We start from the raw sequence: 23564 nt of genomic DNA, 5'->3' as shown, positions 1-23564 counted from the left end.
TCAGCGGCGGGAGCGGGAGCGGGCAGCCGCGCGGGGGCGGGTGGCCTCCAACATCAACTGGCTCTGCTCCTCATCAGCCTCGGAGCCACGGCGGGAGGTGCTGCCCTCCTGGCGGTAGTAGCCGTAGTAGGCCACGCTCTCCATCGGCGCCAGGTTCAGGGCCATGCCGGCGAGCTTGGCGCCGGCGGTCTCGAAGGACTTGATGGCCTCGGAGACGTGGCGCTTCTTGGTGCGGTTGGCTGCGACGACCATGAGCGAGCCACCGGTGAGGGTGTCGACCACGGTCGCGTCGGTGACCGGGAGGACCGGCGGGGTGTCGACCAGCACGAAGTCGAAGCGGCGGGTGAGCTCGGAGAACAGGTCGCGCATCGCCTCCGAGCCGAGCAGCTCGCTGGGGTTCGGGGGGATCTCACCGGCGGGCAGGATGAACAGGTCACTGCCGTTCCACTGCACGAGCATGTCGTCCAGGGAGGCCCGGCCGAGGAGCACGGTCGTCAGGCCGACGCTGCCCTCCAGGCCCATGGTGGTGGCGATCGAGGGGTTGCGCAGGTCGGCGTCGACCAGGAGCACGCGGGTGCCGGCATCGGCCATCGCGATCGCCAGGTTGACGGCCGTGGTGGTCTTGCCCTCGCTCGGCATCGGCGAGGTGATCAGGAAGGAGTGCTTGCGGGTCGTCACGTCGACGAACATCAGGTTGGTGCGCAGCCGGCGGATCGCCTCGGCGTGCGGGCTGAACGGGTCGGACTCCATGAAGACCCGGTGGGTCTCGCTGCCCTTGCGTTGCGGGATCGTGGCCAGGACGGGTCGACCGGACATCTCGGCCAGGTCCTTGGCGGAGCGCACCCGGGTGTCCAGGTTGTGGCGCAGCAGCGCGAAGCCGATGCCCAGGAACAGACCCGCCAGCAGAGCCAGCGCGAGGTTGCGCTGCACGTCGGGGCTGACCGGTGCGCCGGGCGGGGAGGCGGCCACGATCGTCTGCGCCTGCACCTCCCCGCCGGACGCGGCCAGCATCTGGGAGAACTCGGGAGAGACCTCGGCCAGCTTGTGGGCGACCGCGGTCGCCACGTCGGCGGCAGCCTGCGGCGAACGGGCGCTGACGTTGATGTCGATCAGGGGCGTGCCGGTCTCGGCGGCGGCCCGGACGCCCAGGATCTGCCCCGGCTCGAGGCCGAGCTCCTCCCGGACGGGGGTGAGGACGACCGGCGACTGGGCGACCTCGAGGATGGTCTCGAGCTCGGCCGACGGCATCTGGTACATGTTGACCGAGCCCTGGTCGCCCTGGGCGGAGAGGTAGACGCGGGTGTAGGCCTCGTAGGTCGGCGGAGTGCGCAGCGTGATGACCGCGGCGACGCTCACGACGACGAGGATGGTCGCCAGGATGATGCGCCACCTCGTCCGCAGGATCGCGAGCAGTTCGTGGATCTGCACCGGCGCTCTCTCCCCGTCGTGGTCACAAAGTCGACCCACCCATCGTACTCGCTGCTGCGACGATCGACTTTGCCAGAACTTTACCCGTCCAGCAGAGCGAGCAGATAACTGCCGTAGCCGGACTTCAGGAGCGGTCCGGCGCGCTCGGCCAGCTCGTCGTCGGTGAGGAAGCCCATCCGCCAGGCGACCTCCTCGGGACAGCCGATCTTCAGCCCCTGGCGACCCTCGAGGGTCCGCACGTAGTTGCCGGCGTCGTTGAGCGCGTCGAAGGTCCCGGTGTCGAGCCAGGCGGTTCCCCTCGGCAGCACCCCCACCTGCAGGGCCCCCTCCTGAAGGTAGCCGCGGTTCAGGTCGGTGATCTCCAGCTCCCCCCGTGCGCTGGGTGTCAGGGTCCGGGTGCGCTCGACCACGGTCTGGTCGTAGAAGTAGAGCCCGGGCACGGCGTACGAGCTCCGGGGGTGGTGCGGCTTCTCCTCCAGGGACAGGGCCCGGCCGGACTCGTCGAACTCCACCACGCCGTATGCCGTGGGGTCGGCGACCCGGTAGGCGAACACGGCCGCTCCGGTCAGCTGGTCGAAGCGGCGCAGCTGGGTGCCCAGGCCGGCCCCGTAGAAGATGTTGTCGCCCAGCACGAGTGCGCTGGTGTCACCGGCGACGTGGTCGGCGCCGATGAGGAACGCCTGGGCGATCCCGTCGGGACTGGCCTGCTGGGCGTAGGTGATCGAGATGCCGAAGCGGGAGCCGTCGCCGAGCAGCCGTTCGAAGGCCTCGGCGTCGTGCGGGGTGGTGATGATCAACACGTCCCGGATCCCGGCCATCATGAGGGTGGCCAGCGGGTAGTAGACCATCGGCTTGTCGTAGACCGGAACCAGTTGCTTGCTCACGCCGAGAGTGATCGGGTGCAACCGTGACCCGGTGCCGCCGGCCAGCAGGATTCCTCGCATGCCCATGCATCGTAGGGCCACCGCAGCGTTGTCCCCACCGGTCCGTGCGGTGGCTTCGGTCGGTGGCGTCGGTGCGGTGGCTACTGTTGGCGCATGCAGCACGTACTGGTCACTGGCGGCGCGGGCTTCATCGGGTCCAACTTCGTGCACCACCTGATCGAGCACTCCGACGCCCGGGTGACGGTGCTGGACAAGATGACGTATGCCGCGAGTCCGGAAGCACTGGAGGGGTTGCCGTCCGACCGGGTCGAGCTGGTGGTCGGTGACGTGGCCGACGCCGCGGTGGTCGACCCTCTGGTCGCGCGGTTGACCGGCCCGGAGGACGCCGTCGTGCACTTCGCGGCCGAGTCGCACAACGACAACTCGCTGCGCGACCCGAGCCCGTTCATCCAGACCAACATCGTCGGCACGTTCGTGCTGCTGGAGGCGGTCCGCGCCCACGACGTGCGGTTGCACCACGTGAGCACCGACGAGGTCTACGGCGACCTGGAGCTGGACGACCCGGGCCGGTTCAGCGAGTCCACGCCGTACCAGCCCTCCAGCCCCTACTCGGCGTCCAAGGCCGGTGCCGACCACCTGGTGCGCGCCTGGGCCCGGTCCTTCGGGGTGCGGGCCACGCTGAGCAACTGCTCGAACAACTACGGTCCCTGGCAGCACATCGAGAAGTTCATCCCCCGCCAGATCACGGGCGTCCTCACCGGGGGCCGGCCCAGGCTCTACGGGGCCGGTGCCAACGTCCGCGACTGGATCCACACCGCCGACCACTCCTCGGCGGTCTGGGCCATCCTGCAGCGCGGCACGCCCGGTGCGACCTACCTGATCGGTGCCGACGGCGAGCGGTCCAACCTCGAGGTGGTGCGACTCATCCTGGAGCTGCTGGGTCGCGACCCCGACGACTTCGACCACGTCGCCGACCGGCCCGGGCACGACCTGCGCTACGCGATCGACCCCACCCGGCTGCGCACCGAGCTGGGCTGGACGCCGGCCTACACCGACTTCGAGGCCGGGTTGGCGGCGACGATCGAGTGGTACCGGGGCCACCAGGACTGGTGGGGTCCGCACAAGGAGGCCGTCGAGGCCGGCTACGCAGCCCGGGGGCAGTGAGCGTGGCCCCCAGCATCCGGCATACTCCCGTCCCCGGCCTGCTCGTGCTGGACCTGGCCGTCCACGGGGACGCCCGCGGCTGGTTCAAGGAGAACTGGCAGCGCGCGAAGATGACCGCTCTCGGGCTGCCGGACTTCGGGCCGGTCCAGCACAGCGTCGCGCACAACGGGCCGGCCGGGGTCACCCGCGGCGTCCACGCCGAGCCGTGGGACAAGCTGGTCTCGATCGTGCACGGGCGGGCGTTCGGGGCGTGGGTCGACCTGCGCGAGGGACCGACCTTCGGGACCGTGCACACCGAGGAGCTGGACGAGCACACGGCCGTCTTCGTGCCCCGAGGTGTCGGCAACAGCTACCAGACCCTGGTGCCGGACACGGTGTACTCCTACCTGGTCAACGCGCACTGGAGTGCCGACGCGGACTACACCATGCTCAACCTCGCTGACGAGACCGTGGCGATCCCCTGGCCGGTCCCGCTGACCTCCGCGGAGGTGTCCGCCAAGGACCGGGCGCACCCGCGACTGCGCCAGGTGACACCGCAGGCCCCGTCGGGTCTGCCGCAGGAGGCCCCGTCGGCGCGGCCGCAGGGACGGACGGTGGTGCTGGGAGCCGGCGGGCAGCTCGCCCGGGCGCTCGCCGCCCACCTGCCCGACGCGCGCCTGGTGCCCCAGGCCGAGCTCGACCTGACCGACCACGCGGCCATCGAGGCGTTCGACTTCTCGGCCGTCGACACGGTCATCAACGCCGCAGCCTTCACCCAGGTCGACCGGGCCGAGACCGCGGACGGGCGCCGCCAGGCCTGGGCGGCCAACGCCACGGGCCTGGCCCTGCTGGCAGCCGCGGCGGCCCGCCACGACTGCACGCTGGTGCACTACTCCAGCGACTACGTCTTCGACGGCACCGCCGAGCAGGCCACTGAGGGCGAGCCGCTGGCCCCGCTGGGCGTCTACGGGCAGTCCAAGGCGGCCGGTGACCTCGCCGTCTCCGTCCTGCCGCGGCACTACCTGCTGCGCACCGCCTGGATGGTCGGCGACGGGGACAACTTCGTGCGGACGATGCGCCGTCTGGCGGCCCGGGGGATCGAGCCCCGGGTGGTCGACGACCAGGTGGGCCGCCTCACCTTCGCAGACGAGCTGGCCAGGGCGACCATCCACCTCCTGGCCAGCCACGCGGCATACGGCACCTATCACGTGACCAACGGGGGCGAGCCGGGCAGCTGGGCCCAGATCGCCCGTCGCGTCTTCGCCCACGAGGGACGGCCCGACACCGCGGTCCATGCGGTGTCGACGCAGGAGTATGCCGAGAGCGCCGGTGCCATCGCCCCCCGCCCCGCCCGCAGCGTCCTGGACCTGACCCGCCTCCGGCAGGCCGGGTTCGAGCCCCGGGACCAGTGGGCGGCCCTCGAGGACTACCTGCGGACGACGGACTGACCCGGCGGTTCCTCCTCACCGTCGCGACCGGCGGTAGCCTTCACCTAGCGCGCGAGACCGCCTTCACGTAGCACGCGAGACCCACCACCGACCACGGGAGTTCGGATGCACCGCAGGACCACGACCACGAGCGGCCTCGTCCTGTCGGCGGTGGCCTGCCTCGGCCTCTCCGCCTGCGGCGGGGGTGATGACCCGCTGACCCAGGAGCAGGCCAGCCAGGCGCTGCTCACCGAGGAGGACTTCCCGCTGGAGGGCTTCACCGCCGGCGAGGTGCAGGAGGGCGCCGCCGAGGAGGATGCCGCCGCGGGCGAGCTGCTCGAGGACGTCCCTGGCGCGGACCAGTTCAGCGACGAGTGCCTCGATGCGCTGGGCACGCTGGAGAGCCTGGACGCGGACTTCACGGCCCAGTCGATGGTCGAGTTCACCGGTGAGGACACCGGCGCAAGCCTGCTGGGTCCCCCCACGGTGCAGGTCATCGTGGCCTCCATGGAGGAGGGCGACAACCCGCTCGAGCTGATCGAGTCGCTCAACTCCGCGTGCGACGACATCACGGTCGAGGAGGAGGGGATGTCGATGACGATGGGCTTCAACGAGGTCGAGGGCGACGCGCAGGGGACCACGATCTCCATGGGCCTCCTGGGGCAGACCCTCGAGGTGACGGTGGCGGGACGCGAGGACGGCGGCAACTACACCGTGGTGACCGCGGTGGGTCTCTCGGCCGAGGAGCTCATCTCGGTGCTGGACGCCCAGGACGAGAAGGTCGCGAACCTTTAGACCTCTGGCGTCACACCAGTCACACCAGCACCATCCGTCCCGCCATGGGGGCAAGGATGGGTCAAGAATTGGCCACAAGGCGCAAGAGGTTTCCCAGAGGTGTAGTCAGGAGGCCCCTTCGCGGCATAGAGTCGCTTGGCAGAACTTCGCTCGACCCGTGACAGAGACGCAGGGAGTTATCGACGTGGCACGTTTAGGGGGACCCGCCGGCGGTGCCGGTGGCCGACAACCGGTCGCCCGAGGGCGGCACCGGGAGGTCAACCGCGCCGGGGTGGCGGTGCTGGGGCTGGCGCTGGCCATCTCGATGACACAGCTGCCTGTGTGGGCCACCGGGGACTCGGACGCGGACACCGGCTCGGAGACGTCGTCGGCGTCGGGCAGCAGCGGCACCAGCTACGGGGGCCGGTCGACCGGTCCCTCACCCCTGGTGACCCTGCCGGACGACCCCAACTATCCGGTGCCGGAGCCGCCGACCAACGAGGTGCTGCCCGAGGAGATGGAGCTGCCCGAGGAGGTCGACGAGGTCGACGTCTTCCAGCGCAACGTGGTCTGCGACCCGGTCACCAAGCCGGGTGTCATCGCCGTGGCCAACCTGCTGGGTCAGCACTACGACCGTCCGGGCTACACCCTGGACCGGTCCTGCATCGACCTGCGCTCGGAGCACTACGACGGTCGAGCGGTCGACTGGCAGCTCGACGCCTACGACCCGATGGACCGCCGCATCGGCGACGCCGCCGTCACCTGGTTGACCGACAACGACGGCGAGGTCGCCCGCCGGCTCGGCATCCAGTCGATCATCTGGAACCGCCACGCCTGGCACTCCTACGACGGGATCTGGAAGGGCTATGTCGGGCAGAGCCCGCACACCGACCACGTCCACCTCTCCTTCACCTGGGACGGTGCCTACATGCGCACCTCGTGGTGGACCGGCATCGCCCTGACTGCCGAGGAGATGGATCAGGGGCCGTGCGCGGTCATCGGCGGCGCCTATGCCGCCGTGCCCCAGGCCCCGCGCACGCAGGAGTGTGCCCCGGCGGAGTTCTGGCCCGACGTCACCGGCTACAGCACGGTGCGGCCCGGCGGTCAGGGTGGCGGTGTCGACCTGGTGCAACCGCTGCTGGAGGTCGAGCAGACCGGGGTCCTGGACCCCGAGACCCGCGAGGCGCTGATGGCCTGGCAGGGCGAGCAGGGTGTGCCGCAGACCGGCGTGCTCGACCAGCTGACGTATGCCGCGGCGCTGGGGTCGGAGATCCCCGAGCTGCCCGAGGGCGCGCTCGCGCCGGAGATCCCGGACTACCTGCTCACCGAGTTCACGCCATACTCCCGCACCGTGGTCACCGAGGGTGACCGCGGCGAGGCCGTCAAGACCCTCCAGAAGGCGCTGGGCGTGGAGGACGACGGCGTGTTCGGGCCGAAGACGGCTGCCGCGCTGACCGAGTTCGCCGAGGAGCAGCCACTGCTGCAGGACGACCTGACCGCGACGGACACCCTGGTGTGGCACCTGCTGGAGCAGCGTGAGCACCCGCACCTGGCCTACTTCACGGTCGAGCTGGAGATAGAGGACACCGGCCTGCCGGTCGCGCTGCTGCAGCGTCTGCTGGACGTCGAGGACGACGGCATCTTCGGACCGATCACCCAGCAGGCCGTGCTCGACGCGCAGGTCGCGGCCGAGCTCGAGCCGACCGGCATCGTCGACGGCGCCACCTGGAAGGCCATCGACGACGCGGCCCTGGCCCGGACCGAGGCGGAGGCCAAGGCGAAGGCTGAGGAGAAGGCCAAGGCCGAGGCAGACGCCAAGGCCAAGGCGGAGGCTGAGAAGAAGGCCAAGGCCGAGGCTGAGGAGAAGGCCAAGGCCGAGGCGGCGCGCATCGCCGACCTCGAGCGGCCCGAGCTGACACGCGACACTATCGGTCGCTGAGGCACGGGTGCGGCGGGCGCTGGTCCGGGCACCCGGTCCGCGCCTGGCCGAGGGCCTGGTGACCCACATCGCCCGGAGCGACTCCGTGGACGCGGAGCGGGCCGTCGCGCAGTGGCTGGCCTACCGCGCCGTGCTGGAGCACGCCGGCTTCGCGCTGACCGAGGTCGCGCCCTCGCCCGAGCACCCCGACAGTGTCTTTGTCGAGGACGTCCTCGTCGCCGTCGATGACCTAGTGGTGGTCACGGCACCCGGGGCGAGGGAGCGTCGGCCCGAGGTCGACGACGCCCGGGTTGCGGCCCGTGCCCTCGGGCTGGAGACGGTCGAGCTGGCTGAGGGGCACCGTGGCGAGCAGGACGAGCCGCCACGCCTCGACGGGGGCGATGTGCTGGCGGTCGGTCGCACCCTCTATGTCGGGGTGGGCGGTCGGACCACCCTGTCCGGGGCGCGGGCGCTGGGGCGGCTGGTCTCCGACCTCGGGCGCTCGGTGCAGTCCGTGCCGGTCAGCAGGACCCTGCACCTGAAGAGCCAGGTCACCGCGCTTCCCGACGGCACGATCGTCGGCTATCCCCCGCTGGTGGACGACACGACCCGGTGGGCTCCGTTCCTCGAGGTGCCCGAGCCGGAGGGAGCGCACGTCGTCGTCCTCGACGAGCAGACGGTGCTGATGTCCGATGCGGCCCCCCGCACGGCCGACCTGTTCGCGCGGCGGGGACTGGAGGTGGTCGTCGTGGACGTGAGCGAGTTCGTCAAGCTCGAGGGCTGTGTCACCTGCCTGTCGGTGCGGCTGCACCCGTTCGACTGAGGAGCTCCAGCAGGTCGTTCACGGCAGCCCGGCCCGCACGGTTGGCGCCGATCGTGGAGGAGGAGGGGCCGTAGCCGACGAGGTGCAGCCGCGGCTCGCCCGCGACCCGGGTGCCCTCCATGGTGATCCCGCCCCCGTGCCCGCGCACCTTCAGCGGTGCCAGGTGGTCGAGCGCGGCGCGGAAGCCGGTCGCCCACAGGATCACGTCGACGGGCAGCACGTTGCCCTCCACCAGCCGCACGCCCTCCGGCAGGATCTGGGTGAACATCGGCCGCCGGTCCAGCGCCCCCCGGGCCTCGGCCTCGCGCAGCGACGGTGTCCACAGCAGCCCGGTGACGGAGACGACGCTGAGCGGCGGCAGCCCCTTGGCCACCCGTTCCTCGACCATGGCCACGGCATCGTGTCCCGCCCGGGCGTCGAACGGCGTGTCCCGCCAGACCGGCTCCCGGCGGGTGAACCAGCTGGTCGACGTCACGCGCGAGATCTCATCGAGCAGCTGGACGGCGGAGATCCCGCCGCCGACCACCGCGACGTGCCGGTCCCGGAACTCCTCGGCCGCGACGTAGTCCGCCACGTGCAGCTGGCGACCGGCGAACGTCTCCTGGCCGGGATAGATCGGCCAGAACGGCTTGGTCCAGGTGCCGGTCGCGTTGATGAGGGCCCGGGCGGTCCAGGTGCCCGCCGAGGTGTCGACGCGGAGTCGGCCGTGCGGGTCGTCGTCCTGGCGGGTGACTGCGCTGACCCGCACCGGGCGGACGATCGCCAACTCCAGCTGCTGCTCGTAGTCGTCGAAGTACCGCGTGATGAACTCCGAGCTCGGCGCCTCCGGGTCCACCTCGGGGACCGGCTGGCCGGGCAGCTCGCTGATGCCGTTGACGGTCGCCATCCGCAGGGACCTCCACCGGTGCCGCCAGGCCCCGCCCGGCCCCTCCTCGGCGTCGAGCACCTGGTAGGTCGGGGCACCGCCCTGCCCCGGAGGCCGCAGACCCCGGCGCTGCAGGTGATAGGCGGCCGACAACCCGGCCTGGCCCGCGCCGATGACCAGCACGTCGACGGCGCGGGCGGTGGGAGCGGGCATCTCAGACACGGCGGGCATCTCGGACACAGCGGGCATCTCGGACACAGTGCCTCCACGCTAGCGGCCCGGCCCCGGGTTGGTGGTCGTGCCGGGCGCAGCACGGCGTATGGGCGTACCGTGAGGCGATGACACAGACCATCAACCCCGACGTCCCGCCCAGCGGCCCCGGGTGCGTGGAGTGCCTGGCAGACGGTGGGTGGTGGGTGCACCTGCGCCGCTGCGCCGCCTGCGGTCACGTCGGATGCTGCGACAGCTCCCCGGGGCAGCACGCCACGGCCCACTTCACCCAGACCGGTCATCCGGTCGTGCAGAGCTACGAGCCCGGCGAGGACTGGTTCTGGAACTACTCGACGCAGGACTACGCGCACGGACCCGCGCTCGCCGACCCGACGTCCCGCCCGGATGACCAACCCGCACCGGGTCCCTCGGGTGCGGTGCCGTCGGACTGGCGGGACTGGATCCACCGCTGAGACGTCACCGGAGAGCCATGTGCGCGCCGGTCATCACTGGGGATCAGGTCACCCGGGACCACTAGGCTGACCGGTATGGCGAGACCGCACATTGCGTCGGTGATCGAGGACCGGGTCTCCGCCCGGGTGGAGCGGGTGCTCCGTCGGCGCGGGTGGCACGAACGCGTCATCGGCTACACCGGCTACGGCAACGCCGACCGGGCGCGGCTGCTCGCCCGTGTCCTGCTCAGCCGCAAGGCTCCCCGCGAGGCCGGCACCCTTGACGACGACGCCCCCGGTGTGGAGACGGGCAGCACCGTCGAGGAGGCGGCCGAGGCGCTCCAGCGCGCCGTGCGCGGCTGGCACAACTTCGTGACGGCGGCGGCCGTCAACGCCCCGGTCACCGTGACCCTGGGTGCCGTCCACCTGGAGGTGCAGGTGGACCGGAGCGGCTACCTGGACCTGGACGTGACCGGTCACGGTCTGCCCCCCGGGTGGCACGAGGCGACCATCCGCAGCGCCAACGGCGACACGGTGCACGTGCCGGTCTGGATCATGGACCCGGCGGTGGGGGTCGGGGTGGTCAGCGACATTGACGACACCGTCATGGTGACGCACCTGCCGCGGCTGCTCATCGCGATGCGCAACACCTTCTTCCTCGACGAGCTGGCCCGCAAGGCCGTCGCGGGGATGGCGCCGCTGCTGCGCTCGCTCGTGGCTGAGCACCCCGGGATGCCGGTCTTCTACCTCTCCACCGGGGCGTGGAACACGGCGCCGACGCTGCGCCGGTTCCTGCAGCGCCACCGCTACCCGGACGGGCCGCTGCTGCTCACCGACTGGGGCCCGACCCACTACGGCTGGTTCCGCAGCGGGCGCCAGCACAAGGCCGACGAGCTGCACCGTCTGCTCCGCGACTTCCCCGGCATGCGGTGGATCCTGGTCGGTGACGACGGGCAGCACGACCCCGACATCTACGGCGAGTTCGCCAAGCAGCATCCCGAGGCCGTCGAGGTGGTCCTGATCCGTCAGCTGACCACCACCGAGCAGGTGCTGAGCCACGGCCTGCCGATCGCCAACGACGAGCTGCTGGGCAAGCACTATGCCGGGGTCCCGATGCTGCGGGGCCCGGACGGCTACGCCCTGCACCGGTTCCTGGCGTGGAGCCGGGCCGAGTTCGAGCGGCTGCGCTCGAAGGCGGCAGACCGTGCCTGAGCTCCCGGAGGTCCAGGCGCTGGTCGGCTTCCTCGGCGACCGGGTCGTCGGCAGGGTGGTGACCGACGTCGAGCTCGGCTCCATCGCGGTGCTCAAGACCTTCGACCCGCCCCCCGACTCGCTGGTCGGACGGCCGGTCGACGCAGCGGCACGGCACGGCAAGTTCATCGACCTCGACGTCGACGGCACGCACCTGGTCTTCCATCTGGCGCGTGCGGGGTGGCTGCGCTTCTCCGAGAAACTGCCCGCCACGCCGGTCCGGCCCGGCAAGTCCCCGATCGCCCTCCGGGTGCGCCTCGACGACGAGTCCGGCTTCGACCTGACCGAGGCCGGGACGAAGAAGGGCCTGGCGGCCTACGTCGTGAGCGACCCCCAGGAGGTGCCGGCGATCGCGTCCCTCGGCCCCGACCCCCTCAGCGATGACTTCACCCGCGAGGTGTTCGGGGAGATCCTGGCGGGCCGGCGCACCCAGATCAAGGGGCTGCTACGCAGTCAGGGGACCATCGCGGGGGTCGGCAACGCCTACTCCGACGAGATCCTGCACGCGGCCAGGCTGTCGCCGTTCGCGATCGCGGACAAGCTCACCCAGGAGCAGGTCGACACGCTGTATGCCGCGTTGCGAGAGGTCCTGCAGGGTGCCGTCGAGCACAGCTCGGGCAAGCCGGCCGCCGAGCTCAAGGACGCCAAGCGCAAGGGAATGGCCGTGCACGGACGCACCGGTGAGCAGTGCCCGGTCTGCGGGGACACGGTCCATGAGGTGAGCTTCGCCGACTCGGCGCTGCAGTACTGCCCCACCTGCCAGACCGGCGGCAAGCCGCTGGCCGACCGCCGTATGAGCCGTCTGCTGAAGTAGCGGCCCCGCCCCCGAGCGCGTGGGACGGTGGTGATTCTGGTGACCGGGCGCGCCGTGTGACCATGGACCCATGAGCCAGACACCGCTGATCTCCGTGTCCGACCTGTCCGACGATGCCGTGGTCGTCGACGTCCGCGAGGACAACGAGTGGCACGCCGGGCACGCGCCGAACGCAATCCACGTCCCGATGGGCTCGGTGCCGGAGAGCCTGGACGCGCTGCCCGACACCGACGAGACCATCCCGGTGATATGTCGCAGCGGCGGCCGCTCGGACCGGGTGGTCCAGTGGCTCGTCCAGCAGGGCTTCGACGTGGTCAACGTCGACGGGGGCATGCGCGCCTGGGCCGCTGCGGGCAAGGAGATGCAGAGTGAGGACGGCAGCGAACCGACCGTCATCTGAGCTCGGGGTGCTCCTCAGTCTCCGCAGGCACCTCAGGCGGAGCGGCGCGGCCCGCGGGGGCGACGCGGCGGGGGTGGCGGCACGGGTTTGGCCAGCAGCACCTGGGCCAGCGGGACCCGCTCCGGGCCGCGCCGGGTCTGGATGACCACCTGCTCCTCGGTGCGCTCGACGAGCTCGCCCAGGGCGTCGGTGGCCCGCTCGCCGTCCTCGATGAGATAGCGCACCACGACCCGGGTCCCGAGGGGCAGGGTGCGCAGCCGCTGGAGGGTCACCCGGCCACTGTTTCACAGCCGGCAGCCCGCAACGCGCCCGCCCGAGCGCCGGCGTCCCTCTGAACATGCGACGTGAACACAGCCCGAGCATCGGCCGATGAGTGGCCGGGATCGCATGTTGGGGGAAACGGCCGGGTCCCCCGCCGATTCGACAGTATGCCGTGATCTAGAGCATCCTCTAGAGAGCCTGATACTCACGCATCGTCAACGCTCGACCGGCTGGCGAGGACGTCGAGGTAGTGCTGGTTCTCCATCACCCCGAGGACGTTGCCGAACGGATCGCGCACCGCCGCCGTCACGAACCCCGGTCCTCGCTCGGTGACCTCCTCGTGCGGGCTCGCTCCCAGGTCGAGCAACCGTTGATGAGCGGCACGGACGTCGTCGACCGCCCAGTAGGCCACGCTGGTCCCACCCGACGCGGCGCCTCCGGGCCAGAACCTCCGGTCCATGATCCCGAGCTCGTGCCGGTAGTCACCGAGTCGGAACTCGACGTAGGCCGGCGGCCCCTGCTCCGGACGCCGGAAGTAGGGCGTGGCGCCGAGCGCCTCGGCATACCAGTCGGCCGCGCGAGCCACGTCCTCGGCGGTGTAGACGATCGTGCTCAGTCCTCGCAACATCAGTTCTTCTCCTGCTCTCGATGGGTCGTGATGACTCCCAGTCTTGATGTCAAAGTGCTCACCCTCTGATCACTTTGTGTGACACGATCACCAGATGCGCGCAGACCGGCTCGTCGCGGCGCTGCTGGTGCTCCAGCAGCGCGGCCGGGTCACGGCTGCCCAGCTGGCCACCGAGCTCGAGGTCTCCCTGGCCACCGCCCGGCGTGACCTCGAGGCGATGGCGAGTGCCGGCATACCGGTCTATCCCCAGCCCGGCCGTGGCGGTGGCTGGGCCCTGGTCGGCGGCGCGCGGACCGACCTGAGCGGCCTGACCGCCGACGAGGCCGAGGCCCTCTTCCTGCTCATCGGCCCGGCAGCCGGGGTCTCCGAGGAGGCGAAGGCGGCGCTGCGCAAACTGGTCCAGGCGCTCCCCCACACCTTCCGCACGCACGCGCGAGCGGCGGCGAGCGCCACCCTCGTCGATCCGACGAGGTGGGGCGAGAGCGAACGCACGCCGCCCGAGGTGCTCGAGACACTGCGCCGGGCAGTGATCCGGTCCCGACGGGTGGACCTGGACTACCGCAACGCGCGGGGGGAGGTGACCAGCCGTCGGGTCGACCCGTGGGGTGTCGTCGACAAGGACGAGACCTGGTATCTCCTGGCCGGCACCCCCCGAGGGCAGCGCACCTTCCGCGTGGAGCGCGTGCTCTCGGCCGAGCTCACCGACGAGTCGTTCGAGCGCCCGGACGACCTCACCCTGCAGACCGCCTGGGCCGAGGTCGTGCGCGAGGTCGAGGCACGGCGCTCGCGGACGTGGACGACGGTGCTCGTGGAGTCGCGGTTCGCCGCCATCCTGGCCCACCAGTTCGGGCGGCACGTCAGGCGGATGGAGGACGCCGATGACGGCCGGTCCTGCCTGCGTCTCGGGGCACCCACCGCGCTCGACCTGGCGCGCCACCTCGCCGGGTGGGGCGCCCTGGTGAGGGTGCTCGACCCGCCGGAGGTCCGCGACCACCTGGCCCGGATCGGCGCCGAGCTGGTCGCTGAGTATGCCGAGGGCTCACCCGCTCCCGCGCGTCCAGGCACACCTCAGCCGGCTGGGCGAGGATAAGGCCGTGGTCGACGACAGCCTCCTCTCCCGCCGGGCGGTGCTCGCCGGGGGTCTCGCCGTGCTCGCCGGCGCGTCGGGCCTGTCCGCCTGCCAGGCGCCGGCCGAGGGCGGCCGGGCACCCGTCCAGGAGGGGCGTCTCACGACGAAGTACTGGTCGGGATACCAGCCGCGGTGGTTGCTCGTGCGGCCGGAGGGGGCGACGGCGACGGTGGTCGCCCTGCACGGGGCGGGCGGTGATGCGGGGTCGTGGTTCGAGCCACCGCGCGCGCAGGCCGTTGCCCAGCAGCTCGGGATCGCCGTGGCCGCGGTCGACGGCGGCCACAGCTACTGGCACGCCAGGGCCGACGGCAGCGACACCGGCACGATGGTGCTCGAGGACCTGCTGCCCACGCTGGAGCGCGAGGGGGCGCCCGTGGACCAGGTCGGGCTGACCGGCTTCTCGATGGGTGGCTACGGCGCGCTGCTGCTGGCCACCCGCCTGCCCCCGGAGCGGGTCCTGGGCGTCGCCGCGGTGAGCGCAGCGCTGTTCTTCACCGAGGAGGAGGCCGCGGTCGGCGCCTTCGACGGCGCCGACGACTTCGCCCGGCACGACATCTTCGATCGCGTCGAGGCGTTGCGTGAGCTGCCCGTCTGGCTGGCCTGTGGGGGCGACGACACCTTCGCCGTCACCAACCGCGCGCTCGCGCAGCGGCTGCCCGACGCGGTCACCGAGTTCGACGCCGGTGGCCACGACCAGACCTATCTCGAGGCGCACTGGCAGCGGGGGATGGCCTTCCTGGCCGACCAGCTCCCCGCTCGGTGATCGGAAGATATCTGGCTGTCTAGCGCTGAGGTGAGAGTCCGGCATACTGCCTGATCAACAACACGATGGTGAAGTATGCCGAAATCTCAGTTCTGCGATAGAGGTCCGGATACGCTCCGATCGTGGACCCGATCCGTAACCCCTATGCCCCCGGCGCGGGCCAGCGCCCGCCCGAGCTCGCCGGTCGCGACGAGCAGCTGGAGCGCTTCCAGGTCGTGCTCGAGCGGATCCGGCGCGGTCGACCCGAGCGCTCGATGATCCTGACCGGCCTACGCGGCGTGGGAAAGACGGTGCTGCTCAACGCGCTGCGCTCGACCGCGGTGCGGGCACGGTGGGGGACCGGCAAGTACGAGGCGCGGCCCGACCAGGGGATGCGGCGCCCCATGGCAGCGGCGCTGCACGTCGCGGTCCGCGAGCTGGGGCACCCGCAGGGCGACGAGGTCGACCACGTGCTCGGCGTGATCAAGGCCTTCGCGCAGAAGGACCAGCCCGGCGCGAAGCTGCGTGACCGGTGGAACCCGGGCATCGACGCGCCGGCCGTCACGGGGCGCGCCGACTCCGGTGACATGGAGATCGACCTGGTCGAGCTGTTCACCGACGTCGGCGGGCTGGCCGCGGACGTCGGCAAGGGTGTGGCCATCTTCATCGACGAGATGCAGGACCTGGCGGACGAGGACGTCTCGGCGATCTGTGCCGCCTGCCACGAGCTGTCCCAGTCGGCGCTGCCGGTGATCGTCGTCGGCGCGGGGCTGCCGCACCTGCCGGCCGTGCTGTCGGCCAGCAAGTCCTACTCCGAGCGGCTCTTCCGCTACACCCGGATCGACCGGCTGGACCGGGCCAACGCCGACCAGGCGCTGCGCATGCCGGCCCAGGACGAGGACGCCGACTTCACGCCGGAGGCGCTGGACGCGCTGTATGCGGCGACCGGTGGCTACCCCTACTTCATCCAGGCCTACGGCAAGGCGGTCTGGGACCACGCGCCGACCACCCCCATCACCGCGGAGGACGTCCGGGTCGCCTCGCCCGAGGCCGAGGAGGAGCTCGCCGTCGGCTTCTTCGGGTCCCGCTACGAGCGGGCCACGCCGGGGGAGCGGGAGTATCTGCGGGCGATGGCCGACCTCGGTGCGCAGGCCCTCGCCGCGGACCCCGAGGCCGTGGATGCCATCGAGTCGGTGCCGACCGCGGACGTCGCCGCCCACCTGGAGCGCAAGCCGCAGTCACTGTCCCCGGCGCGCGACGCGCTGCTGAAGAAGGGCCTGATCTACTCCGGTGAGCGCGGACGCATCGCGTTCACCGTGCCGCACTTCGGCAGGTACCTGCGCGCGCAGGCCTGAGCTTCATGCACCATGTGGCCGCAGGCCCGGCCGTCAGCGGCCGCCCGGCTGGACGAGTCCGGCCTCATACGCCAGGACTACCGCTTGCACGCGCGAGGTCGCGCCCAGCTTGGCAAGCACCCGGTTGATGTGCGTCTTCACCGTGGCCGGTGAGATCACCAGCCCGGCCGCGATCTGGTCGTTGGATAGTCCTCGTGCCATGAGCACCAGCACCTCACGTTCCCGCTCGGTGAGCGCCCTGACAAGGGCGTGCCCTTCATCAGAGGGGGATCGTCACCCGCAGTCTGATATGGCTACACTTGTGGCTATGAGTGTGGATGCTTCGATGGCCTTGAGGGACGTGAAGAATCGCCTGTCCGAGGTGGTGGATCAGGTCCAGCGAGAGCATGACCGGATCGTCATCACTCGTCACGGCAAGGCAGCCGCGGTGGTCATGAGCACCGACGACCTGGAATCGCTGGAGGAGACGCTGGAGGTCGTGAGCCGACCCAAGCTCATCGCCCAGGTTCGAGACAGCCTTGCTGAGCTCGTCGCCGGCGAGACCGAGACCCTCAGCAAGGAAGAGATCCTTGCCACGCTGCACCCCTGATGGCGAAGCAGTACGAGGTCGCGTGGACGCCAACAGCCAAACGGGCGCTACAGAGACTGCCGGAGAAAGTGGCCACGGCGGCCATCGAGTTCATCTATGGCCCACTCGCGAACAATCCGCAGCGCGTCGGCAAGGCCCTGCGCTTCGACCTTGAAGGGCTGCACAGCGCACGCCGCGGCGACTACCGGATCATCTACCGGATCGACCATCGCGTGACCATCATCGCAGTCGAGCATCGTGCGGACGTCTACCGCTGACACTCCATGCGGCACGAGCGTGCTCGTGACGGCGCACCACCGGGTCTCTATTTGCAGCCCTTCTCTTATCCCCGGGGGAAGACCCCTGTGGTCCCTTACGGACTGCTCGGCCGCCGGACCCGGGTGCCGGCTGGGTAGGGATCGACCTTGGTGCGCTCGGACTCCTCGCGCAGAGCAGCGATCAACTTGGGATCACCCGTCTTGGCGCAGGTGACGGCGTTGTTCTGGTGCTTTGACATCCTGGTGCGATGACGTTTGACCAGGTGCAGGCACAGACGTGCCGGATCGTCACCCGCGGGAGGCGGACAGGCGCCGAGCACGTCGTCCCGGTCTGGTTCGTGATCATCGGCACACGCTTCTACGCCGCCTCGCGCCACGGCCTGGCCGGCGACTGGCTGCAGAACGCGCTGCACGAGGGCTCGCTGGAGGTGAGGGCCGCCCGACGGTCGTGGCGGGGACCCGTTTCGTTGGTCCGGCCCGACGACGCCCCGGCCGTGGTCGAGGCCTTCGCTGAGAAGTACGCCCGCCATCCGACCGTCATCTCCGCCTGGCGGCAGCACCCGCCGACGTTCGTGCAGGTGGACCTCGCTTGAGGGGTGCGCGCTAGGCAACGACGGTCAGACCATCGACGAACACGGCGGTCGTGGTCAGCGCCCCGTTGACCGTCACCACGCTGACGTCGTGGACACCGGGCGCCAGTTGATGGCGGTGGATCGTGACCGGGATCCTGTCGCTGATCGGCGAGGGATCCGGCGGGAGGGAGACGACGGTGCCGTCCAGGGTGAAGAGCACCGCGGTAACGGTCTGCGTCGCCGCGATGTCTGTAGTGACGATGGTGATCGCGATCGTGATGTCGTTGGGGATCAACGTCGGCGACATGGTGCGGATCTTGAACGTGGAGGTCACCGTGACGACCCCGACGCGCGTGCACGAGATCGTGGTCGTGCCGTCGGTGAACTCCAGGCGGACGTCGTAGACGCCGGTGTCCAGCGTGCCCTGCAGGACGTTGATCGTCACGCTATCGGCGGTGCCTGCGATCGGCGTATACCGGTGGACGACGCCCTCGCGCTCCAAAGAGACGGAGGCGGTCATCCCGGCTGGTGCCGCCGGCTCGAACCCGACCAGCACCTGGGTGTCCGTCAACTGGTCGACGGCCTCCGGGGTGACACTGCTGATGAGGCACTCCCCGGACGCGGCGAACACGGGCGAGGCCGAGGCGACGACGATGGCCGGGACGGCCCAGGCGGCGCCCCTGACCACGGTCCGCCGCGCCGGGCGGCCGCCACGGAACTCTGCGCGCGCATCGCTCATGTGCGGCTCGTCGTCGGCGCCGGGCGGCTCGGGAAGGAGCGGCCACCCGGCGCCGCGGCGCTCAGCAGCCGTGGAACCAGGTGCCGTCCGGATAGCGGCAGCTCTGGCCGAACTGCTCCGGTCTGTTGTGGATGAGGGGGACGCCCTCCGGGCGCGGCGGCCGGGGCGGGCGGTGCATCGCCCGCCACAGCCGGGCCAGAGGATGGGCGCGCTGGGCGGGTGGTGCACTCGTGGCGGGTGGTGCACTCGTGCCAAGACTGCGGGGTGCAACGGTTGCAGATCCGGTGCTGGTGACGCTGATGGCGGCGGAGGACGTGCTCATGGTGATCCCTCCTTGGGTGTTCGCCCGGGTTCACGGCCCGGGCTGGATCACCTCTCAAGTCTCCAGGGCCGACAGTGACCAGCGGAAGAGACCCAGGTCCTGTCCTGCACAGGATCTGGGTCACGTGCATGAAGCGCCCGGGCGTGCCACCCTCAGACATGACCCGTTCGAGGGTGACGCCGTCGCCCGCGACCCGCTCGACGCACCTGGCGCTGGTGCTGCTCGTGGTCGCGGTCGCGATGATCGCCGTCCTGGAGCTGGTCCTGGGACTCGACGGCGCCACCGAACCCTGGCACCCGGTGCTGTTCCAGCTGGTCGCCGCCGTCTACCTGGGAGCCGGTGTCCTGGCCTGGTGGTGGCGCCCGAGCAACCGGCTCGGCCTCATCATGGTGGTCGGGTGCGGGGCCCTGCTGCTGGGCGCCCTGGGGTTCACCACGGTCCCGGTGCTGATCGCCGTGTCCACGGTGGGCGCCACCATGATCCTGGCCGTGATGGTGCATCTCCTGCACGCCTTCCCCTCCGGCCGGCTCCGGGGCAGACTCTCGCGCTGGACCGTGCTCGGGGGCTACGCCGTCTCCCTGGTGCTGCAGGCGCCGCAGTACCTGTTCGCACCGGCCCCGCCGCCCTACCATCTGCTCGGAGTCGCGGACCGACCCGCTCTGGTCACGACCGGGCTGTTCGTGCAGGCCGCGGCCGGGGCGGTCGTCATGGTGGTGACCACCGTGCTCCTCGTCCGCAGGCTGAGGGCCGCGGACCCACCGCGGAGGCGGGTGCTGGCACCGCTCTACTCCTACGGCGTCGTCGCCGTGCTGTTCATCCCCGTCAGCGCCAACGTCATCCGGCCCCTGCTCGACGTTCCCCCCGAGACGATCGGCACGGCACAGCTGGCCGTCATCGGCGGCGTGCCCCTGGCCTTCTGCCTCGGCCTGCTCCGTGGCGGCTTCGCGCGCACCGGTGAGGTGGAGGAGCTCGGCGCCTGGCTCGGGGGCACCGGCACCGCACGCACCACGCTCGTCGAGGCGCTGTCCCGCACCCTCGGCGACCCGACGCTGCAGCTGGTCTTCTGGGTCCCCGACACCCGGGAGTATGTCGATGCGTCCGGTCAGCCGGTCGACCTCCCGTCCGTGGATGGTGACCGGGACGTGGTCACCGTCGACCTCGACGGCCGCCGCGTGGGCGCGATCGTCTATGACGCCACGCTGCTCGGCGACCCCGAGCCGGTCCGTGCGGCAGGGCGGGTGATCGCGCTGGCCGTCGACCGGGAGCGGCTCACGGCGCAGCTGCGCGCGGGCGAGCAGGCGCTGCGACTGTCCAGGGAGCGGCTGGTCGAGGCCGGCGACCTGGAGCGTCGCCGGATCGCGCAGAACCTGCACGACGGCGTGCAGGCCGAGCTGGTCGTGCTGGGCCTGGATGCGCAACGCATCGCCGCCGACCCGGCCGCGACCCCAGCGACGGTCCAGGCGGCCACCGCCCTGCGGGCCGGGATCGACGTGACGGCCGGTGAGCTGCGCCGCTTCGTCTACGGGGTGATGCCGGCGCCGTTGCTCGAGCGCGGTCTGGCGGCCGCCGCCGAGGACCTGGTCGACCACCTGCCGCTGCGCACCCGGCTCGAGGTGAGCGTCGACGGACAGCACCTGTCCTCCGCCGTGGAGAGCACGGCATACTTCGTCCTCGCCGAGGGCCTGACCAACGCGGTCCGGCACGCGCAGGCACGGGAGCTGGCGGTGCGTCTCGCGGCCAGCGACGGCACCCTCCTGGTCGAGGTGGGCGATGACGGCGTCGGCGGTGCGCACCTGAACAGCGGCCTGGGGCTGCGCAGCCTGGCCGACCGGGTCGACGTGCTGGGCGGGCGGCTCCGCCTGGACAGCCCTGCCGGCGGGGGCACCCGCCTGACCGCGGAGCTGCCGTGCGCGTCGTGATCGGTGAGGACGAGGCCCTGCTGCGGCAGGGTCTGCAGCTCGTCCTCGAGCACGCGGGACACGAGGTCGTCGCCGCCGCCGAGGATGCGCCGAGCGTGGTCGCCCTGACCGAGGAGCACCGACCGGATCTGGTGGTGACCGACATCCGGATGCCCCCAGGATTCACCGACGAGGGCCTGGTCGCCGCCCTGACCATCAGCCGCGAGCACGCGGACACCGCGATCGTGGTGCTGTCCCAGCACGTGCAGCGACGGTATGTCACCGAGCTGCTCGCCGAGCGGCCCGCCGGGATCGGCTACCTCCTCAAGCAGCGCATCGCCGACATCGACACCTTCAGCGCCGACCTGGAGCGGGTGCGCGCCGGGGGCACGGTGCTCGACCCGGAGGTGGTCGCCCTCCTGGTCGCGCGGGCACGGCGCGACGACACGGGTGGCCAGCACCTCACGCCCCGGCAGGAGGAGGTGCTCGCCCTGATGGCGCAGGGGCGCAGCAACTCCTGGATCGCCCGGCACCTCACCCTCACCGAGAAGGCCGTCGTGCAGCACACCTCGCACATCTACAGCGCGCTGGGCCTGCCCCCGCGCGACGACGACCACCGTCGGGTGCTGGCCGTCCTGCACCACCTCACCCGGTGACGCGCCGGCTGTGACGTGGTGCCGCTGACCGGCCCCGGCGGCGTGGCACGGTGTCCTCCGGGAGCGCGGCCGCTAGTCTCTGCGTGTGCTCATCATCGGGATCATCCTGTTCGGCATGCTGGTCGGCGCGGCAGCCCAGCTCATCATCGGTCGGAGCAGCCGGGGCATCGACTGGCCGATGGCCTTCGCCTCCGGGCTCGTCGGGTCCTTCGTGGGAGGCCTGCTCGTCAGCCTCCTCAGTGGCGACGGCCTCGAGCTGCGTCCCAGCGGCGTCATCGGCTCAGTGGTCGGTGCGGTCATCGTCACCCTCGGCTGGCAGTGGTGGCGCGCCCGCGGCCAGGGCCCTGACGCGTAGTCGACCGGTTCACCGCCCGTAGCGGTCCAGGCGCTCCCACGGCCAGTCGGTCGCGATCCAGTCCACGAGCGCCTCGGCGAGCGGGGTGTCCAGGTGGGCGCGGTCGGCCCGGACCCAGGACTGGACGCTCACGTCATACTCCTGCGAGCTCGCGGGATAGAGGTAGACGCAGCCGATGACGTCGCCGTGAGCCGGGTCCAGGACGGTGAAGGTGAACCCCTTGCGCGCCGCGAAGTGGTCCGCGTGGCGCTGCAGGTCCGCGAGGTTCCGCTCGGGCGACAGTCCCTCGGGGGGTGGCCAGGTGCCGTCCGGATAGCCCGGGGTGGCGCGGATGTGCTCGATGCTGGACATCCAGGCCGCACGGTCCGCCTCGTTGTGCTGCGGACCGAGCGGTTCGAGCCGGAACCGGTCGGTGACCAAGGACGTGGGCGGGTCGAAGCTGTCCGGGACGAACGCTGAGGTGGCCATGGCCACGACGGTAGTGAGCACCGCACCGCGACGCACCCCGTTTCCGCGTGGCGCCCTCCGTTCCCGCGGATCCCGTTTCCGTGCGGCGCCCCGTTTCCGGGAGGACGGGGAGGCCCCTGACCCGCCGAGCGACAACCTGCGGCGGGGGTGGTCCGCCCCTACACTGTGCCGATGCGAGTCGACTACACAGAGGCTCAATGGGTCGGGGTCGCATTCGTCGTTCTGGGGCTCGTGCTCGCGCTCGCCTGGCTGGTCCGCCGATACGTTCCCCCCTTCGCGGCGCTGCTCATCCCGACCTCGGTCATCGCCGGTTTCGTCATCCTGGTCCTCGGGCCGCCTCGCAGGTCCACGTCATCGGGCGGGATCGTCCGCCTGCGCCAGGGGAAGGAAGCAAGGAGAAGACCATGACCGAGTTCGGCCGGGACGACGACCTGCAGGGAGCCACGTTCGTCCGCGTGAACCTGACCGGAGCCAGCTTCTCGCGCAGCAGCCTGCGCGACGCCCGGGTCGTCGCCAGCGACCTGTCCGGCCTCGTGGTGCGCGGCAGCGACGTCCAGAACGTCGAGATCGACTCCCCGTGGCTGGCCGACGGCGACTTCTTCCGGGTCAACGGCGTCAACGTGGTCCCGCTCGTCGAGGCCGAGCTGGACCGGCGCTTCCCCGGGCGGGGGCTGCGTCGCGCGGAGGATCCGCAGGGGCTGCGGTCGGCCTGGGCCGCGCTGCAGCAGACCTGGGCGGTCACGCTCCACCGCGCCGACAGTATGCCGGAGGGCACCGTCGATGCGTCCGTGGACGGGGAGTGGTCCCTCGCCCAGACCCTGCGTCACCTGGTGATGGCCACCGATACCTGGCTGGGCAGGGCGGTCCTGCGGCTCGAGCAGCCCTACCACCCGCTCGGGCTGGCCAACGAGGGCGCCGCGGAGGACGGGCTCGACATGTCGCTGTTCACCACCGGGAGCCCGACCTATGCCGAGGTGCTCGCGGCCCGGCAGGACCGGACCACCATGGTGGCGGACTTCATCGACCAGGTGACTCCCGACATACTGCAGGAGGCCCGCGCCAACCCCTGGGCACCCCAGTATCCGGAGACCGTCCGCTCCTGCCTGCACACGATCCTCGAGGAGGAGTGGGAGCACCACCGCTACGCCGTGCGTGACCTGGACGCCCTCGAGCAGGCGGCTGCGTCCGGGTGAGGGACACTGGG

The 23564-nt window shown here is 71.2% G+C and carries 29 protein-coding genes and 1 pseudogene; 20 read left to right on the top strand and 10 right to left on the bottom strand.

Features of this window, described 5'->3' with window-relative positions:
* Both MWU75_RS08795 and rfbA read right to left on the bottom strand, forming a co-directional pair.
* On the bottom strand, positions 1-1428 hold the full coding sequence (locus MWU75_RS08795; protein ID WP_247089741.1) for a polysaccharide biosynthesis tyrosine autokinase: 1428 nt from the start codon (positions 1426-1428) through the stop codon (positions 1-3).
* Between the two features lie 80 nt (positions 1429-1508).
* A complete protein-coding gene (gene rfbA, locus MWU75_RS08790) occupies positions 1509-2372 on the bottom strand; it encodes a glucose-1-phosphate thymidylyltransferase RfbA (protein ID WP_247089740.1) in 864 nt (287 codons plus the stop codon).
* A gap of 93 nt (positions 2373-2465) precedes the next feature.
* Here rfbA and rfbB point away from each other — a divergent pair, with 93 nt between their 5' ends.
* From rfbB to MWU75_RS08765, 5 genes are all read left to right on the top strand, one after another.
* Positions 2466-3476, top strand: coding sequence for a dTDP-glucose 4,6-dehydratase (gene rfbB, locus MWU75_RS08785; RefSeq protein WP_247089739.1), 1011 nt, complete (start codon positions 2466-2468; stop codon positions 3474-3476).
* A gap of 2 nt (positions 3477-3478) precedes the next feature.
* Positions 3479-4903: a bifunctional dTDP-4-dehydrorhamnose 3,5-epimerase family protein/NAD(P)-dependent oxidoreductase gene (locus MWU75_RS08780; protein ID WP_247089738.1), complete on the top strand. Its 1425-nt coding sequence runs from the start codon at positions 3479-3481 to the stop codon at positions 4901-4903.
* A 105-nt stretch (positions 4904-5008) separates the two neighbouring features.
* Entirely contained in the window at positions 5009-5677 is a 669-nt protein-coding gene (locus MWU75_RS08775) for a hypothetical protein (RefSeq protein ID WP_247089737.1), read from the top strand.
* A gap of 157 nt (positions 5678-5834) precedes the next feature.
* Positions 5835-7595 (top strand): peptidoglycan-binding protein, encoded by a 1761-nt coding sequence (locus MWU75_RS20270; protein WP_247089736.1) that lies wholly within the window; start codon positions 5835-5837, stop codon positions 7593-7595.
* Positions 7596-7602: 7 nt separating this feature from the next.
* Positions 7603-8397: a N(G),N(G)-dimethylarginine dimethylaminohydrolase gene (locus MWU75_RS08765; protein ID WP_247089734.1), complete on the top strand. Its 795-nt coding sequence runs from the start codon at positions 7603-7605 to the stop codon at positions 8395-8397.
* Here MWU75_RS08765 and MWU75_RS08760 read toward each other — a convergent pair.
* Complete coding sequence (locus MWU75_RS08760; RefSeq protein WP_247089775.1) at positions 8360-9475, bottom strand: NAD(P)-binding domain-containing protein; 1116 nt, start codon at positions 9473-9475, stop codon at positions 8360-8362. The genes MWU75_RS08765 and MWU75_RS08760 overlap by 38 nt on opposite strands.
* Before the next feature lie 125 nt (positions 9476-9600).
* Here MWU75_RS08760 and MWU75_RS08755 point away from each other — a divergent pair, with 125 nt between their 5' ends.
* From MWU75_RS08755 to MWU75_RS08740, 4 genes are all read left to right on the top strand, one after another.
* Entirely contained in the window at positions 9601-9945 is a 345-nt protein-coding gene (locus MWU75_RS08755; protein WP_247089732.1) for a UBP-type zinc finger domain-containing protein, read from the top strand.
* Between the two features lie 75 nt (positions 9946-10020).
* Positions 10021-11136 (top strand): phosphatase domain-containing protein, encoded by a 1116-nt coding sequence (locus MWU75_RS08750; RefSeq protein WP_247089730.1) that lies wholly within the window; start codon positions 10021-10023, stop codon positions 11134-11136.
* Complete coding sequence (locus MWU75_RS08745) at positions 11129-11989, top strand: DNA-formamidopyrimidine glycosylase family protein (protein WP_247089729.1); 861 nt, start codon at positions 11129-11131, stop codon at positions 11987-11989. The genes MWU75_RS08750 and MWU75_RS08745 overlap by 8 nt, the downstream gene beginning before the upstream one ends.
* A gap of 70 nt (positions 11990-12059) precedes the next feature.
* The gene (locus tag MWU75_RS08740) at positions 12060-12389 is read left to right on the top strand and encodes a rhodanese-like domain-containing protein (protein ID WP_247089728.1); all 330 of its coding nucleotides are present in this window, start codon (positions 12060-12062) and stop codon (positions 12387-12389) included.
* 32 nt (positions 12390-12421) lie between these two features.
* Here MWU75_RS08740 and MWU75_RS08735 read toward each other — a convergent pair whose 3' ends face one another.
* Positions 12422-12661 carry a hypothetical protein gene (locus MWU75_RS08735; protein WP_247089727.1) on the bottom strand — a complete coding sequence of 80 codons (240 nt, stop codon included), beginning with the start codon at positions 12659-12661 and terminating at the stop codon, positions 12422-12424.
* A gap of 194 nt (positions 12662-12855) precedes the next feature.
* Positions 12856-13278 (bottom strand): VOC family protein, encoded by a 423-nt coding sequence (locus MWU75_RS08730; protein WP_247089726.1) that lies wholly within the window; start codon positions 13276-13278, stop codon positions 12856-12858.
* A gap of 94 nt (positions 13279-13372) precedes the next feature.
* Between MWU75_RS08730 and MWU75_RS08725 the strand changes: the two genes are divergently transcribed.
* The 3 genes from MWU75_RS08725 to MWU75_RS08715 all read left to right on the top strand — a co-directional run bounded on the left by MWU75_RS08725 (position 13373) and on the right by MWU75_RS08715 (position 16504).
* Complete coding sequence (locus MWU75_RS08725; protein ID WP_247089725.1) at positions 13373-14368, top strand: YafY family protein; 996 nt, start codon at positions 13373-13375, stop codon at positions 14366-14368.
* 4 nt (positions 14369-14372) lie between these two features.
* Entirely contained in the window at positions 14373-15170 is a 798-nt protein-coding gene (locus MWU75_RS08720) for an alpha/beta fold hydrolase (RefSeq protein WP_247089724.1), read from the top strand.
* 122 nt (positions 15171-15292) lie between these two features.
* Positions 15293-16504 carry an ATP-binding protein gene (locus MWU75_RS08715; RefSeq protein WP_247089722.1) on the top strand — a complete coding sequence of 404 codons (1212 nt, stop codon included), beginning with the start codon at positions 15293-15295 and terminating at the stop codon, positions 16502-16504.
* A gap of 33 nt (positions 16505-16537) precedes the next feature.
* Here MWU75_RS08715 and MWU75_RS08710 read toward each other — a convergent pair.
* Positions 16538-16747, bottom strand: a pseudogene (locus MWU75_RS08710) (helix-turn-helix transcriptional regulator); the annotation flags it as partial.
* A 70-nt stretch (positions 16748-16817) separates the two neighbouring features.
* Between MWU75_RS08710 and MWU75_RS08705 the strand changes: the two are divergent.
* Together MWU75_RS08705 and MWU75_RS08700 are read left to right on the top strand one after the other, a co-directional pair.
* Positions 16818-17093: a type II toxin-antitoxin system Phd/YefM family antitoxin gene (locus MWU75_RS08705; protein WP_247089720.1), complete on the top strand. Its 276-nt coding sequence runs from the start codon at positions 16818-16820 to the stop codon at positions 17091-17093.
* Positions 17093-17350: a type II toxin-antitoxin system RelE/ParE family toxin gene (locus MWU75_RS08700; RefSeq protein WP_247089718.1), complete on the top strand. Its 258-nt coding sequence runs from the start codon at positions 17093-17095 to the stop codon at positions 17348-17350. Before MWU75_RS08705 ends, MWU75_RS08700 begins: the two co-directional genes overlap by 1 nt.
* Positions 17351-17445: 95 nt before the next feature.
* Here the strand turns inward: MWU75_RS08700 and MWU75_RS08695 are convergent, their stop codons facing one another.
* The gene (locus MWU75_RS08695; protein ID WP_247089717.1) at positions 17446-17589 is read right to left on the bottom strand and encodes a hypothetical protein; all 144 of its coding nucleotides are present in this window, start codon (positions 17587-17589) and stop codon (positions 17446-17448) included.
* A gap of 9 nt (positions 17590-17598) precedes the next feature.
* Here MWU75_RS08695 and MWU75_RS08690 point away from each other — a divergent pair, with 9 nt between their 5' ends.
* Entirely contained in the window at positions 17599-17943 is a 345-nt protein-coding gene (locus tag MWU75_RS08690; protein ID WP_247089716.1) for a DUF2255 family protein, read from the top strand.
* 10 nt (positions 17944-17953) lie between these two features.
* Here the strand turns inward: MWU75_RS08690 and MWU75_RS08685 are convergent, their stop codons facing one another.
* Together MWU75_RS08685 and MWU75_RS08680 are read right to left on the bottom strand one after the other, a co-directional pair.
* Complete coding sequence (locus tag MWU75_RS08685) at positions 17954-18661, bottom strand: hypothetical protein (RefSeq protein WP_247089715.1); 708 nt, start codon at positions 18659-18661, stop codon at positions 17954-17956.
* A gap of 61 nt (positions 18662-18722) precedes the next feature.
* The gene (locus tag MWU75_RS08680) at positions 18723-18983 is read right to left on the bottom strand and encodes a hypothetical protein (RefSeq protein ID WP_247089714.1); all 261 of its coding nucleotides are present in this window, start codon (positions 18981-18983) and stop codon (positions 18723-18725) included.
* A 158-nt stretch (positions 18984-19141) separates the two neighbouring features.
* On the opposite strand from MWU75_RS08680, the gene MWU75_RS08675 reads away from it, so the two are divergent.
* From MWU75_RS08675 to MWU75_RS08665, 3 genes are all read left to right on the top strand, one after another.
* Positions 19142-20902 carry an ATP-binding protein gene (locus MWU75_RS08675; RefSeq protein ID WP_247089713.1) on the top strand — a complete coding sequence of 587 codons (1761 nt, stop codon included), beginning with the start codon at positions 19142-19144 and terminating at the stop codon, positions 20900-20902.
* On the top strand, positions 20890-21537 hold the full coding sequence (locus MWU75_RS08670) for a response regulator transcription factor (protein WP_247089712.1): 648 nt from the start codon (positions 20890-20892) through the stop codon (positions 21535-21537). The genes MWU75_RS08675 and MWU75_RS08670 overlap by 13 nt, the downstream gene beginning before the upstream one ends.
* 85 nt (positions 21538-21622) lie before the next feature.
* Complete coding sequence (locus MWU75_RS08665; protein WP_247089710.1) at positions 21623-21892, top strand: GlsB/YeaQ/YmgE family stress response membrane protein; 270 nt, start codon at positions 21623-21625, stop codon at positions 21890-21892.
* 9 nt (positions 21893-21901) lie between these two features.
* Here the strand turns inward: MWU75_RS08665 and MWU75_RS08660 are convergent, their stop codons facing one another.
* Positions 21902-22360, bottom strand: a complete 459-nt coding sequence (locus MWU75_RS08660) for an N-acetyltransferase (RefSeq protein WP_247089708.1) — start codon at positions 22358-22360, stop codon at positions 21902-21904.
* Between the two features lie 171 nt (positions 22361-22531).
* Between MWU75_RS08660 and MWU75_RS08655 the strand changes: the two genes are divergently transcribed.
* Together MWU75_RS08655 and MWU75_RS08650 are read left to right on the top strand one after the other, a co-directional pair.
* Positions 22532-22768: a hypothetical protein gene (locus tag MWU75_RS08655; protein ID WP_247089706.1), complete on the top strand. Its 237-nt coding sequence runs from the start codon at positions 22532-22534 to the stop codon at positions 22766-22768.
* Positions 22765-23553 (top strand): DinB family protein, encoded by a 789-nt coding sequence (locus MWU75_RS08650; protein WP_247089704.1) that lies wholly within the window; start codon positions 22765-22767, stop codon positions 23551-23553. Before MWU75_RS08655 ends, MWU75_RS08650 begins: the two co-directional genes overlap by 4 nt.
* The last annotated feature ends 11 nt before the right edge of the window (positions 23554-23564 follow it).

Source organism: Ornithinimicrobium sp. F0845, from assembly GCF_023015765.1.
Classification (GTDB): Bacteria; Actinomycetota; Actinomycetes; order Actinomycetales; family Dermatophilaceae; genus Ornithinicoccus.
This window is presented reverse-complemented; position numbering and strand designations above follow the sequence as displayed.